A 13745-nucleotide genomic window follows, 5' to 3' on the forward strand; every position below is an offset into this window, starting at 1 on the left:
ATATTACATTAAAGGATTTGCGTAAAGAAGGATTAATGCAACAACCAAAGCATAAATAACTTGCGCTTCAATCATCGCCAAAGCAATAAACATTGTAGTCAAGAGCTTTCCGCCAACCGCTGGGTTGCGTGCTGTGCCATTAATAGTAGCAGAAGCCGTGTTGCCCATTGCAATCGCACCACCAAAAGCAGCAATACCAAGAACAATAGCTGCGCCTAAAACAGAATACACTTTCAGTGTTTCGCCGTCACTCGCAAATGCAAACGATGCAAGTGCAAGCATTAAAAAAAGAACTTTTTTCATACAGTACTCCTGTAAATTTTTAACAAAGTCTGTTCGGATTTTATTCCCCTACTTACCACTTTGCAGGCGAAATTATACTCATGACATGATTAAAATCAGTTTAATTTGCTAAAAACCTTTGAGCAAATTAAACTGCCCACAAATGCCTACTTTAGCAAAGCTCTTTGGTAGGCATTTACAAAATATGGAATTTTAGTCTCGAACCATTTCTAGGCTAATTTTATGAGCTTTTTGCTCTAAAATTCGCACTTTCACTTGCTGTCCTTCGCGCAAATAATCATTAATGTTATTAACGCGTTCTTTGGCAATCTTTGAAACATGCAGTAATCCATCAATGCCTCCAGGCAGACCCACAAAGGCACCAAAGTCAACAATGCGCTTCACTTCGCCCTCAAACACTTGCCCTACTTCAAACACAGGAACCTCTTGGCTCTTTTCACGACTTCCACCTCGTCCACCACGTGGTCCGCCGCGACTATTGTCCTTTTGTGTAATCTCAATGATGTAATCTTTTGCAGCCTCAACTTGTTTTTTCTTACCGCCTGCTATTTTTACTTCGCCTTTTTCGCGATTTAAATCAATAGAAACCTCAAACCGTTCAATAATTTCCCGAATTGTTTTACCCGCTTGACCAATAATATCGACAATTCTGCTTGGGTCGACGCTAAAGAGTTCAAGTTTTGGTAGTACTTCTTCATTGAGCTCAATTTTTTTATCTGCTTCTTCCATAATGTTAAGAATATGAGCCCTAGCCTCTTTGGCTTGATACAGTGCTTCTTTTAAAACAGAAAGCTCAATGCCACCAAGCTTAATGTCCATCTGCAACGCCGTGATGCCTTTTTTCGTTCCTGCAACCTTAAAATCCATATCTCCGTCATGGTCTTCCAATCCCATGATGTCTGTTAAGATAGCATACTTCTCGCCTTCAAAAACCATTCCCATGGCCACACCCGCCACTAAATCAATAGTATCAATGCCAGCCGCGCGCAAGGCCAATGAGCCACCACACACCGTTGCCATAGAAGAAGAGCCATTGGATTCAAGAATTTCAGAAACAAGACGAATAGTATGAAGTGCATTCATATCTACAGTTGGAACAAGTGCGCGCTTGGCAAGGTTTCCGTGCCCCAACTCGCGTCGTCCTGGAGGTCTAAGTGGGCTTGCCTCTCCTACGGAAAAGCCAGGAAAATTATAGTTAACCATAAAGGCATCTGTTTGAACTGATTTTTCTGTCAAAATGTCAAACATTTGCCCATCTTGATCACTTCCTAGTGTCACCACTGCCAATGCTTGCGTCTGGCCCCTTGTAAAAAGGCAAGAACCGTGCGCCTTGGGTAAAATATTGGTTTCAATAGTAATGTCACGCACATCACGCAATCCCCTACCGTCTGCCCGTACACCTTTTTGAACAATTTGTTCACGCACAACTTTCTTTTTATATGCTTCCAATACGCTCATAACCAACTCTTTGCCCCAGCCCTCTTCTTTGGCTGTTTCATCAGAAAGAATAGCATTAAGGATTTTTTTGAGCTCTGTTGCACGCTCGCTTTTAGCCATTTGATTAATGGCTTCAGCTACATCTTGCTTGTAGAACTCATCAATATAAATAAAAATTGAATCATTTTCCAAGCTTTCTTTATATTCTAATATTGCTGTTTCTTTTTTAACAGGCGTGAATGCTTCTTCGTAAGCGCTTGCAGCTCTCGCAATGGCTTGTTGTGCAAAACCAATTGCCTCCACCATCCGCTCTTCATCAAATTCGTTGCTTTTTTGGAGTCCAATAAGCCCTCTTCCAAGTGCTGGGTCGATCATGGGATCAATAGCTGCCATGGGGACAGGTTCCGTATCTATGCTTGGCAAGGAGCGCATTTCAATCATTAGCAGCTCTTCTTTGGTGCCTGCAACATAAAGATCCAAGACACTCTTTTTCAAATCACTATTGGAAGGATTAGCGACAAACTCTCCATCAATACATCCAATTCGCACCCCCGCTACGGGCTTGTTTACAGGAATATCTGACAAAAATAGAGCTGCAGAAGCGGCGTTAAGTGCAGCAACTTGCAAGTCCACTTCGGGGTCACACGAAAGAACAAAAAGAACAATTTGTGTAGGATAAGCATAACCCTTGGGAAACAAAGGGCGTAAACTTCGGTCAATAATGCGAGAGGTTAACGTTTCAAAATCCCCAGGTTTTGTTTCTCGCTTAATATAGCCACCAGGGATTTTTCCTGCGGCATAAGTCTTTTCAATATAGTGTACTGTTAGTGGCAAAAAGTTTTCTTCTACTTGCTTGTCGTCTCTTGCTACTGTTGCCAAAATCACCGTATCCTTAATGGTTAACAGCGCCGCACCTGAAGCATGTCTGGCCACTTTTCCTACATCGTATATTTCCGTTTGATTGTTTACTTCAATAGAATACTGCATGTTCTTATATCTCCTGTTTTTTGAAATGGCAAATAATTTGAGCTACTTTCAATAATGGCTTTTACTTCCTCTTGTGTAAGCGGCGCATGATCGCGATAGTAAAAATCTACATCAACAAAATTAGCAACACGAAAGACGGTAAAAATCTCGTCCACCACAGCTTCTAGACCTACTACAACATTAGAAGCAATCACAGGTGTCGCATACGAAACGGATCTTGCGCCCGCACCAATGGCGGTCTTGATACATGTAAGGACCGTTAGCCCTGTTTCGCACCCTTCATCCACCAAGAGGACATTTTTGTCCTTCAGGGAATCAATCAAGTCTCCTTTTCTGTATTTATAAACATATTTTAAGACCTTTTCTTCGTATTTGCGATGCGCTTCTCCATAAATAAAGTCTAAGTTAATACCAAAAGATTCCACCAGTTCAGTATGAATCACAATCTCTTCTGTCTCGCTAACCATAGCAATCTGGCACTCTGGGTTGTTAGGTGCATACACAGCCTCTGTTAGCAACAGATCGTACCCCAGTCCAAGTTTTTTAGCAACAGCCTCTGCAATAGGCACGCCCTCTGCAGAGATGGCCACCAACACCCAGCCCTCGTGACACATTTGATGCGCAGGAAGGATGTCAATTATTTTTGAAGCTGCCTCATTGCGATTTTCAAATCGTAATGCTTCAGAATTTAAATCGTACAGCATGGCTTTCTTCTGGGAATTGTTTTAAAATTTCTTCGTCTGAAAAAGAAAATCTGTATTTTTCCATATACTCTTTCAAGGTCTCATACGCAAGATTGATACAGACCATTTGCGCTTCTTCGGCTACGCTATCTTGGTGATGTTTTTTTGCTATGTCGCGATATTTTGCCTTCAACTCGCGAAGAGAGATTAGTGGTGGCAAATTTAAAATCTCCAAAGCTGCGCGTATTCTTTCTGACGGATTTACATGGTTAAGCACTAACGTTCTGCCTCCACAGTATGTTCGTATTGAACTGCGCCAATAGGGTAAAAATTAAACATAATATAAAATCCTCTACGATTAACCGAATCCGAACCTGCACTTGTTAGCTTTGGGGTAACGCTTTCTCTATAAATAAAAGTGTAATCCCAGCATTTTTTGGAAACTTTAAGACCCAATCGCCAAGAGCTCAAGTAGCTCTCCTCAACATCATAATTAACTGAACCAAAAGCATTATAGTATTTTCCTAGTGTTGTTTCAAAGGAGGCAGTCAGATAGCTTTTTCTTGCATCTGTTTTTTCATCCAAAAATGTATGCGAAAAAGAAAACTTATGAGGCGAAGCATTCCAACCCACAGAAGACTGAACCCGAGAAAATTTTTGAAACTCATGGGAATATTTAAAGTCATTACGCAACGTCCATGCTTCCGAAAGATAGACGGCAATACTATTCTCCAAGTCACCATATTTGTAAAGTGACTTTTCGAGATAATAGGGTTGCCGCACGGAGTGACGCAAACGTTTTTTGCCCATATCATCATAAAAATACTGAACCAACTTGGCTGCAACACTTTCAACTTCATGTCCCGTGGAAATAAAATTATTAATCTCAACACCGCTATCTTGTTCAATGATACGTTCAGAAATTTCCCCATGATCAAAACTAGGAACCGTATAATCGAGGCGTACATTCATAGTATGATAAAACGTTTCATACGCTTTTGCTAAATCAATATAGGCAGAAAACTGATGGTAATTTCGATAAAACGTCTCCGAATTTTTCCCTCTTTTGTTGTCGTATTGCACATAGGTAGCGTAAAAGTTTTCGGATACACTCAAACGCAAGAAATCATCAAACAGCGCCGTATAAAAGGTCAAAGGGGCGTTAATTTCATACTGACGCGCGCTAATGCCTTTGTCGCGTGTGTAATTATGAAATTGAGAATCTACAGAATAGACTAAATTTGGAATAAAAAAATAGTTTGAAAAACGATGATAGTGCAATGTTGGAAGTTCTTGAAGGGTTGTGTCGTTGTTAATTTTTTTTGTATCAATATAATATTTCGCATACAAACCAAGGTAATCATCTTCTTGACTCAAATAATAATTTAATCGTGAAGTTATTAGTTGATTAGATGCATCGCTCTCTGAGGTTTTAAGGTTAAGGTAATCAATATCGTTTAAGTATGTAAAGTCTAGCCAGAGCCCATCTCTTGCTTCTTTCTTTAACAAGTGGCTTATAAGACGTGATCGTTGATATTGAGCTTCAAGACCATAGTGCTCTTTGTTTTTAAGGTTTTCTTCTTCTGCATACGCACTTTTTTCCTTAAATCCACCTAGGGCAACATGCCCTTTAGAATAAGGTGAATCCACAAAACGCAACGTCGAATACAAGCCCTCCCCTCGATTGGTTCTAATTTGCGGGTTTAACTCCAAGTCCCAATTATCATGAGGTGCAATGTAAATAGGCTGCTCGTAAAACAACCCCTCTTTTTTTCCATAGCTTATCATAGGGATTAAAAGACCAGTTCGTCGTGTCTTGTCTGTAGAAAAAGCGAAATATGGGAGGTAAAAAACGGGGACATCTTGAATATAAAAAAGTGTGTTGTAAAGGTGCAAAAAGCTAGTTTCACGATTAAGCTTTCCTTCCGAAAAACCTATTTTCCAGTCTGGATTTTGCACGTTACAACTAGAAACTACTGAATTATCTGTCACAAAATAAGCAGGACCACTGATAGCAGATTCACACTGCATCCACACATCACTACGCTGATCATAATAAAAAAAAGGTTGGTAATCACCTTCGTCGGTTTTGAGGTTTATTTTCGCGTAGTTGCTTTGGCTTGACTCGTACACGCCTCGCAAAACACTTACATTATCAAAAAGCTCCAATTCTCCTGTTTCTTCGTTATAGACAGCGCGATCAGCACTAAGCAAATAGCGCTCACTGTAAACCAACACCTCCCCAGACGCTTCGACCCATTCTCCGTTCTTGGTTACTGTATTGGCAAGCAATTCAACATTTTCAACCTTGGCAAATACAACACAAAAAGAGAGTGTGCACAGCAACACAATTCTTTTAAGCATTGATAACAAGGGTTCCCGCCACTTTATCATGCCATGATTCACGCTTGGGGTTAAGTGCTGCCCAAATAAATCCTAAGTAAAAAATCGTCTCACTGAGCACGCGCACCACAGCCCGTAAAAGTGATTTTCCCAAAGAAGGATTATCGATGTCGTAAACATAAATCACTTTAATTTTTGCAATCATTTTACCTGGCGTTGCACCATACATCCACACAAAAAAACTTTGGTAAATGACTTTAAGCAAGATCACATACATCACCATGGTGTTCATAATAAGAATGGTCTGCTCCACATCCGCCGCATTGGAAAACTGGCTCCAATACACAGAAATAAACAGTAAAGAGACGAGCAATTCATCAATGACAAACGCAAGAGTGCGCATAGGCAAAGAAGCTAGCGTGACATTCTCTTGCTCAAACCGCTCAACAAGTTCTTCTTCACTCATTGTGCCAACGCCTGATACGCGATGTCTTTGCGGTATTGCATTCCTTCAAAATGAATGTGCTTACACAGAGTATACGCGCGCTTTTGCGCCTGGGCAACATCCTGGCCTACACCAATGCACAACAACACCCTTCCCCCCTTTACATGTAAACCTTTTTCAAAGGAGCCACCCACACCCGCATACGCCACATGTGCCCCCTCAATCTCCACCTCATCAATAGTGATGGGAACTTCAGGAGAACTCTTATAGGGGTAATGTTCACTCGCCACCACAACTCCCACGGCCACACGGTCATGAAACGCTACATGTAAGGTTTTTAAATCCTTAGTTGCCGCCTTATAAAAAAGCTCTGTGGCCGATGTTTTTAAAAGCGGCATCAACACTTCACACTCAGGGTCACCAAAACGCACGTTGTATTCAAGGACAAAGATTTCACCCTTTACAATCATAAGCCCAATAAAAAGCACTCCGCAAAAGGGCGCATCGATCGCTTTCATCCCTTCAAGGGTTGGCTCAACAACGCGTTTTTTTACTGCATCATAAATCTCATCATTTACCAAAGGTGTTGGCGCGTATGCTCCCATTCCACCCGTATTTGGTCCTTTGTCACCATCTTTGAGACGTTTGTGGTCTTGGGCTGCTGGCAGTAAAATATACTCGTCTCCATCACAAATAGCAAATAAGGAAAGTTCAAATCCATCTAAAAATTCTTCCACAACAACGCGTGCGCCTGCAGCGCCAAAGCTTTCACCGCTTAACATGTCGCGTACTGCCACTTTGGCTTCGTCTTTACTTTGCGCGATGATGACGCCTTTTCCAGCACATAAGCCGTCTGCCTTTACAACAACAGGCACGCTGAGTGTCTCAATAAAAGCGCATGCTTTATCATAAGAGTCTGTTTGCAAAAAGGCGGCGGTGGGAATGTTGTTGGTGGCCAAAAATTCTTTCATAAAAATTTTAGAGCCCTCAAGTCTTGCGGCTGCTTTAGAGGGGCCAAAAATAGTTAAGCCATGTGCATGAAATACATCCACAACCCCTTCTGTTAGTGGCGCTTCTGGACCAACAATCGTTAAGCCAATAGCACGCTCTTTGGCAAACAGCGCCAACGTTTCAAAATCAGTAATATCAATATTCTCACCAAGGCTACTCGTAGCCCCATTACCTGGAGCAAAAAAGAGAGTGTTTTGTGGAGTGTCTTTCAATAAAGCAAGTCCAATGGCATATTCGCGTCCGCCATTTCCGATAATCAAAATATTCATACGCCTTACTCCAAAAAAAAATAGCACCCTTGCCAGTGGCAATGTGCTAAAAAGTGAACCCAAGCGGCCGTTCCGTCAATGTCATTGGCCCTATTTAAGCCAACATGGCAAAAATGACACACTCTTTAGGCTGCAATTTCTCACCCTTTGAAAGGCTCAAACAAAACCACAGTCACACCAAGTATGCACGCTTTCCGCCCCTACTAAAGTGTTGGACCCTCATCTGTACGGGTATCGCACCGCCCAGGCTCACTAGTAGTATATTATAAGGGATTTTTGCTTAAGTCCACGTATAACTCTTGCGCCAAAGAAACACAGGCTTCCACGGTTTGAGAGGGAGCGATGTGTGAAAAAATGGTTTCAGGAAAGGCGTTGGCTGTTTTAATGCCAATACTTACCGCCTGCCACGAAGGCTTCCACTCAAAACAGTTCAAAAAACAACACACACTTGAGGGAGAGGTGAAAATAAAAACACTTAGTTCCGCGGGAAGCTCAAGGGATTGACACGGAACACACACTGTCTCGTAAGCCACCATTTCCCACACGTAAACCCCAGCGCTTTTCAAGACGCCAGCAACATCTGAAACAACCTCTTTTGCCCGAGGAAATAGAATATTTTTTGCCCTAAGATGCGGCGCTATCTCTTTAGCGAAAGCATCCCCATAGGCTTCTTTGGCTACATGTATAACACGAGCACCCGTTGCCTTGGCGGCACGTTTTGTTCCTTCTCCAATAACATACACTGGCAAATGGTGCCAAGAAATCTTGGAAGCTTCAAGGGCCGCAATTGCGTTTTTGGAGGTAAAAATAACCGCATCGAAGGAGTCGCACGAAAAAGAAAGGGGAAGAAAACGCACCCGAATCACCCCGAGGTGCTTAACCCCAGGATGAGACGTTGTGCCAAGCAGGTAAATCAAGCCTACTCCCACTCAATAGTAGCAGGGGGCTTACTTGAGATATCGTACACCACACGATTAATACCATCTACTTCATTAATAATGCGACGGCTAATGTTTTCTAAAATATCGTGGGGGATATGTGCAAAGGTGGCTGTCATGCCATCAGTTGCTTCAACGATGCGTACGCACACGGTGTTGTCGTACGTTCGGTTGTCCCCCATGACGCCAACGCTCTTGACGTTTAGAAGCACGGTAAAGGCTTGCCATGTTTTTTCATAATACCCTGTTGCGCGAAGCTCTTCTAGCATAACCACGTCTGCTTTACGCAAAATCTCCAAGTCTTCGCGGTTTACTTCACCCATGATACGAATCCCTAGACCTGGACCAGGGAAAGGATGGCGGTTTATCATCTCTTTAGGGAGCCCAAGCTCCAAGCCCAAAATACGCACTTCGTCTTTAAATATTTCGCGCAATGGTTCGATCAAGTCAAATTTCATCCACTCAGGCAAACCTCCCACATTGTGGTGTGATTTAATTGTCTTAGAGGGTCCCTTGACTGAAACGGACTCAATCACATCGGTGTACAAAGTGCCTTGAGCTAAAAATTCGATACCGTTATGTTTCTTGGCTTCTTTTTCGAAAACTTCAATAAAAGTCTCACCAATAATCTTGCGTTTTTGCTCGGGCTCAGTAATTCCCTTTAGACGCTCTAAAAAAATATCCGAAGCGTCCACTGTAATCAGCTCTACCCCTAAACGCACCTTAAAAGCAGCCTCGACTTGGGCGCGCTCATTGGCGCGCAGTAGTCCGTTGTCTACAAACACCGGCACCAACTGGTCTCCAATCGCTTCGGCGAGTAGTGCTGCTACCACAGAACTATCAACACCGCCACTCACACCACACAACACTTTTTTGGAGCCCACTTTGGCACGAATCTCTTCAATTTTTTCTTTTGCAAAAGAGCCCATATTCCAAGTACTTTCGCACCCGCAAATGTATTTGGCAAAGTTTTTAAGCAGTCTACTGCCTTGTTCAGTGTGGTACACTTCAGGGTGAAATTGAAAGGCGTAGAATTGTTTTTCTTCATGTGCAATGGCTGCATAAGGAGAGTTGGCACTGGTGGCGATTTTTTCAAACCCTTCAGGCAAATGCTCCACTTTGTCCCCGTGACTCATCCAAACAATCTGCCCACAACCTGTCTCTGCAAAAAGAATATGATTGCCCTCAAGCGTTAGCTCTGCTTTGCCGTATTCATGGTGACTAGCAGCCACAACACTCCCGCCAAAATGCTGTGTCATCAGTTGCATGCCGTAACAAATTCCTAGCATAGGAATGCCAAGATCAAAAACACCTGAATCTGGGTAGTAAGCATCTTTAGCATACACCGAAGCAGGGCCACCGCTTAAAATTAATCCCTTGGGAGCACGCGCCTTAATGGCTTCTAGCGGTTCGCTGTAAGGTACAATCTCGCAATAAACGCCGTTTTCTCGCATCTTACGCGCAATGAGTTGCGTGTACTGTGAGCCAAAGTCTAAAACGAGGATAGGTACGTCTTTCATTTATTTCCTTATTGGTGTGTTAACCAGACGATGTGCGCCAAGACTCTCGCGTCGATGCAAGGCGTGGCGTAAAATCTCCTGCGAAGCTAAGAGCCTCAGCCTCAGCAGTTTTCCAGTGCGACATTTTAGCATGTCTTGGACGCGATTCAAAGCCTCTTCCATTCCACCCACATTGCGGACAATGCCTGCATTTTCCCACATCAATAGACGCAATGCATTTTTCTTTTCTTTGTCGCCCTCACACTGCAATACTTCTTCTTTACATGTAAAGGTTTTAGCTATCAAGGTGGGCGCACTATAGGCAATAGCATTTGCCACGCGCGCCGAAAACACCAACCCTTCCAAGAGCGAATTGCTTGCCAGACGGTTAGCCCCATGGACTCCTGTACACGCCACCTCGCCTACCGCATAAAGGTTTTTAGCGCCCAAAACGCGTCCATCCAAATCCGTAGCAATACCTCCCATCGCGTAGTGAAACGCAGGGGAAATAGGAATGTGCGTACAGGGAACATCAACACCTTCATTTTGCATCGCAAAATAAATACTAGGAAAGCGTTTTGCAAAAGCTGGTTTATCTAAAAAAGAGACGTCTAAAAAAACTTCTTTTTTAGTGGTTTGCTGGTAATCAAAAATCGACTGGCTCACCACATCCCTTGGAGCCAATTCACCCGCGGAGTCATACTCAAACAAAAACTGATGACCCGCGCTATCTACAACCTTTGCACCCTCGCCCCTTAGGGCTTCACTAAGGAGCTGTTTGCGCACTCCTTTGCCTTTGACGTATACCGTCGGATGAAATTGCATCATCTCCATGTCTTTGAGTGCCAATCCATGCTCCAAAACAATGCCTTGCAAATCTGCACTGATGGTGCGAGCATTGGTGTGAAATTCGTACAATGATCCCACGCCACCACTTGCTATCACAACATGATTAGCGTACGCACACGAAAGGCCCTCTTGGGTACGCATACGCACCCCGAAGCATCGGCCCTCATTTATCAAAAGATCCACCACTTGCGTGTTATAAAGCAACGTAGTTTGCAAATGACGCATAAGATGCAAATGTATTTCTCGTCCTGTTGCATCCCCACCTGCGTGAATAACACGTTTATCACTGTGCGCGGCTTCTTGGGTGTAGAGCAATGCGCCTTGTTCGTTCACGTCAAATGCAAAGCCTTGAGCCATGAGGGCTTGGACTTTTTCTGGCCCCTCATGACACAAAATATTCACAGCTTCGGGATTACTACAATGAACTCCAGCCTCCAAGGTATCGGCAATGTGACGCGCGATATCCTCTTTGCTGTTTGCCACCGCAACACCACCCTGAGCATAAAAAGTATTGCATTCCCAAGGATAATCCTTACTCAAAACAAGCACCTTCATGGATGAGGGCAAATGGGCTGCGGTACTTAATCCAGCTATGCCCGCGCCAATGATGATAACATCGTACTGCATTAACGTGATTGTTCTTGAGGTTGTTCTTGTGGCGGTGCATAAGTAGGTGGCGCTTTGTACCCGCACCCTGCAAGAAAGAGCACCAAAAGAGATGGTATAATTAGTTTATGAAACATGTACGCGCGATTCTTAGTCATTTGAAAAACGATCCTTCTTTAATGCACCTAAAAAAAAGTGAAAGCTATCAAAAGCTCCTTGGGTTGTTGCCTAAAAGCATGGCGCAAGGGGTGCGTTTTATGTACAACAAAAACGACACACTTTTCTTTGTTTTGGAGCATCCTGGGTTAAAAATGGAATTCCATTATAAAACCACTTTGATAAAAGGGCTATTAAAAGAGTTGATTGCCCATGACCCAAGTTGTCGTTGCATTGAAGCCCAGCACATTCAAACTTTTGTGACCAACAAACCCCCTTTACATGTAAAGCCTTCTGCTCCCACGGGGCCTTTTTACAGCGAAGCCTCCAAGGGAGCATTTGTCAACCACGCCGCTTCTGGGGAACTGCATAGTTTATTTGAATCCATCCGCAAAACAATTCAATGCTCGCAACCCAACTAACCCACCTCCCTGACCAAGCAGGGGTGTATCAATTTTTTGACAAAGCAGGCCATTTACTCTATGTTGGTAAGGCAAAATCTCTCAAACATAGAGTCAAAAGTTATTTTCGCTTTTCACCTACCCTGTCCCCAAACCCCACCCTTTCGCCACGTATCTTAAAAATGATTAACGAAGCGGACGCACTACAATACATCCTCGTTCAAAGCGAACATGATGCATTTATTCTGGAAAATTCTCTTATCAAGCAACTCAAACCAAAATACAACATTTTATTGCGCGATGACAAAACCTATCCGTATATCTACATCGATTTAAGTAAGCCTTATCCCCGTTTTGACATCACGCGGAAAGTGATTAAGGGGAAGCATATTCGTTATTTTGGCCCGTTTTCTTCAGGAGCAAACGAGTTGCTCGGCGCCCTATACCTTCTTTTTCCTTTAGTGCAAAAAAGGGGGTGCGAACGGGCCAAAAAAGCGTGTTTATTTTTTCAGATGGGACGCTGTTTAGCCCCTTGTGAAGGTCTTGTTTCGTCCGAAACGTACCGTGATATTGTAGACAAAGCAACCAAACTGATTCACCGCCCTCGGGCTTTACAAGAAGCTTTGCAAGAAAAAATGGTCTCCTACGCTAGTGCATTGCATTTTGAAGAAGCAGCCAAACTACGTGACATGCGCCAACGGATTGTCTCCATGGAGCGTTTTACCCATTTAGATTTGGCCAAGCTGGAGGATTTTGATATTTTTGCTCTTTATAACGAAGGCGGTATTACTTGCGGATTGCGTTGGTGTGTCCGAGAAGGAAAAGTGGTTTCTTCAAACCATAGCTTCGCCCGCTCACAGAGTGATTTTGACCCAGAAGCCTTGTATCGACAATTACTGCTTGATGCCTACCCGCCCCAAACGCCTATGACAATAGGAACACTCTTTACCGCCTCCCCCCTTGAAGAAGCAAAAGCACTAGAGGCCATTTTACAGCAGCGCCACCAGCGTGCCATTTCCATCAAGCACCCAAAGCGCGGGGAAAAACACCACCTCATTACCCTCGCTCTCACCAATGCCAAAGAACTTTGCGCGCAACATTTGCGCAAACCTACTGTTTCACTCCAAGAGACCTTAGCGCGCTACTTTGAGTTCTCTCGGACTCCTGAGCATATTGAAATTTTTGATAATTCCCATTTGGGAGGAGAAGCAACGGTAGGGGCTATTGTGTGTTGGCGGCATGATGGTTTTGACAAAAGCGCCTACCGTCATTATCACCTAAACCATAAAGACGAATACGGGCAAATGCGGGAACTCTTAACAGAACGTGCATTGCGTTTTGAAACTCAAAATGCGCCTGATTTATGGGTCATTGATGGCGGAAAAACCCTCCTGGATTTAGCTCAAACTGTCCTTGAAAGCGCAGGGGTAAAGGTAGATGTTATTGCCATTTCAAAAGAAAAAATCGATGCCAAGGCCCATCGCGCAAAAGGTGCCGCAAAAGATATTTTACACACTGCCAAAGGCTCTTTTACCCTTAGTGCGCAGGATGAAAAACTGCAATTCTTCCAACGCTTACGAGACGAGGCACACCGCTTTGCTATCTCCTTTCACCGCAAAACAAAGCGCACGCAAGACAAACAGCACTCTCGGCTAAAGCAGTTGGGTTTAAGCGAAGGTGCAATAAAAAAGTTGCTTCTTTATTTTGGCACCTTTGAGGCAATCGAGCAAGCAAGTCATGAGGAACTTGTGTTGGTCAGTGGAAAGCGCGTTGCACACACGCTTTCTCAAAAGGAAGAATAGATTCTGTGGTGTTTCT

At 43.5% G+C, this 13745-nt stretch carries 12 protein-coding genes; 2 read left to right on the top strand and 10 right to left on the bottom strand.

Annotation, left to right across the window (positions count from 1 at the left end):
- Positions 1-3: 3 nt before the first annotated feature.
- The 10 genes from JWV37_RS02455 to nadB all read right to left on the bottom strand — a co-directional run bounded on the left by JWV37_RS02455 (position 4) and on the right by nadB (position 11391).
- Positions 4-303: a F0F1 ATP synthase subunit C gene (locus JWV37_RS02455; RefSeq protein WP_205458064.1), complete on the bottom strand. Its 300-nt coding sequence runs from the start codon at positions 301-303 to the stop codon at positions 4-6.
- 192 nt (positions 304-495) lie between these two features.
- Positions 496-2727, bottom strand: a complete 2232-nt coding sequence (locus JWV37_RS02460; RefSeq protein ID WP_205458065.1) for a polyribonucleotide nucleotidyltransferase — start codon at positions 2725-2727, stop codon at positions 496-498.
- Positions 2706-3431, bottom strand: coding sequence for a phosphoribosyltransferase (locus JWV37_RS02465; RefSeq protein WP_205458066.1), 726 nt, complete (start codon positions 3429-3431; stop codon positions 2706-2708). The genes JWV37_RS02460 and JWV37_RS02465 overlap by 22 nt, the downstream gene beginning before the upstream one ends.
- Positions 3409-3687 (bottom strand): J domain-containing protein, encoded by a 279-nt coding sequence (locus tag JWV37_RS02470; RefSeq protein WP_205458067.1) that lies wholly within the window; start codon positions 3685-3687, stop codon positions 3409-3411. The genes JWV37_RS02465 and JWV37_RS02470 overlap by 23 nt, the downstream gene beginning before the upstream one ends.
- On the bottom strand, positions 3687-5774 hold the full coding sequence (locus JWV37_RS02475) for an LPS-assembly protein LptD (protein WP_205458068.1): 2088 nt from the start codon (positions 5772-5774) through the stop codon (positions 3687-3689). Before JWV37_RS02475 ends, JWV37_RS02470 begins: the two co-directional genes overlap by 1 nt.
- Positions 5767-6219 carry an RDD family protein gene (locus JWV37_RS02480; RefSeq protein ID WP_205458069.1) on the bottom strand — a complete coding sequence of 151 codons (453 nt, stop codon included), beginning with the start codon at positions 6217-6219 and terminating at the stop codon, positions 5767-5769. Before JWV37_RS02480 ends, JWV37_RS02475 begins: the two co-directional genes overlap by 8 nt.
- On the bottom strand, positions 6216-7478 hold the full coding sequence (gene purD, locus JWV37_RS02485; protein ID WP_205458070.1) for a phosphoribosylamine--glycine ligase: 1263 nt from the start codon (positions 7476-7478) through the stop codon (positions 6216-6218). Before purD ends, JWV37_RS02480 begins: the two co-directional genes overlap by 4 nt.
- 263 nt (positions 7479-7741) lie before the next feature.
- A complete protein-coding gene (locus tag JWV37_RS02490) occupies positions 7742-8395 on the bottom strand; it encodes a uroporphyrinogen-III synthase (protein ID WP_205458071.1) in 654 nt (217 codons plus the stop codon).
- Between the two features lie 2 nt (positions 8396-8397).
- Positions 8398-9936, bottom strand: a complete 1539-nt coding sequence (guaA, locus tag JWV37_RS02495) for a glutamine-hydrolyzing GMP synthase (RefSeq protein WP_205458072.1) — start codon at positions 9934-9936, stop codon at positions 8398-8400.
- On the bottom strand, positions 9937-11391 hold the full coding sequence (nadB, locus tag JWV37_RS02500; protein WP_205458073.1) for an L-aspartate oxidase: 1455 nt from the start codon (positions 11389-11391) through the stop codon (positions 9937-9939).
- A 107-nt stretch (positions 11392-11498) separates the two neighbouring features.
- Between nadB and JWV37_RS02505 the strand changes: the two genes are divergently transcribed.
- Positions 11499-11948, top strand: coding sequence for a hypothetical protein (locus tag JWV37_RS02505; RefSeq protein ID WP_205458074.1), 450 nt, complete (start codon positions 11499-11501; stop codon positions 11946-11948).
- Positions 11930-13729, top strand: a complete 1800-nt coding sequence (uvrC, locus tag JWV37_RS02510) for an excinuclease ABC subunit UvrC (protein WP_205458075.1) — start codon at positions 11930-11932, stop codon at positions 13727-13729. Before JWV37_RS02505 ends, uvrC begins: the two co-directional genes overlap by 19 nt.
- The last annotated feature ends 16 nt before the right edge of the window (positions 13730-13745 follow it).

Source organism: Sulfurospirillum tamanense, from assembly GCF_016937535.1.
GTDB classification, from domain to species: domain Bacteria; phylum Campylobacterota; class Campylobacteria; order Campylobacterales; family Campylobacteraceae; genus Sulfurospirillum_B; species Sulfurospirillum_B tamanense.

Bases quoted from the DNA above. Each gene is read 5' to 3' on its own strand.
- JWV37_RS02455 (WP_205458064.1), bottom strand. From the start codon at position 303: ATGAAAAAAGTTCTTTTTTTAATGCTTGCACTTGCATCGTTTGCATTT.
- JWV37_RS02460 (WP_205458065.1), bottom strand. From the start codon at position 2,727: ATGCAGTATTCTATTGAAGTAAACAATCAAACGGAAATATACGATGTA.
- JWV37_RS02465 (WP_205458066.1), bottom strand. From the start codon at position 3,431: ATGCTGTACGATTTAAATTCTGAAGCATTACGATTTGAAAATCGCAAT.
- JWV37_RS02475 (WP_205458068.1), bottom strand. From the start codon at position 5,774: ATGCTTAAAAGAATTGTGTTGCTGTGCACACTCTCTTTTTGTGTTGTA.
- JWV37_RS02480 (WP_205458069.1), bottom strand. From the start codon at position 6,219: ATGAGTGAAGAAGAACTTGTTGAGCGGTTTGAGCAAGAGAATGTCACG.
- purD (WP_205458070.1), bottom strand. From the start codon at position 7,478: ATGAATATTTTGATTATCGGAAATGGCGGACGCGAATATGCCATTGGA.
- guaA (WP_205458072.1), bottom strand. From the start codon at position 9,936: ATGAAAGACGTACCTATCCTCGTTTTAGACTTTGGCTCACAGTACACG.
- nadB (WP_205458073.1), bottom strand. From the start codon at position 11,391: ATGCAGTACGATGTTATCATCATTGGCGCGGGCATAGCTGGATTAAGT.
- JWV37_RS02505 (WP_205458074.1), top strand. From the start codon at position 11,499: ATGAAACATGTACGCGCGATTCTTAGTCATTTGAAAAACGATCCTTCT.
- uvrC (WP_205458075.1), top strand. From the start codon at position 11,930: ATGCTCGCAACCCAACTAACCCACCTCCCTGACCAAGCAGGGGTGTAT.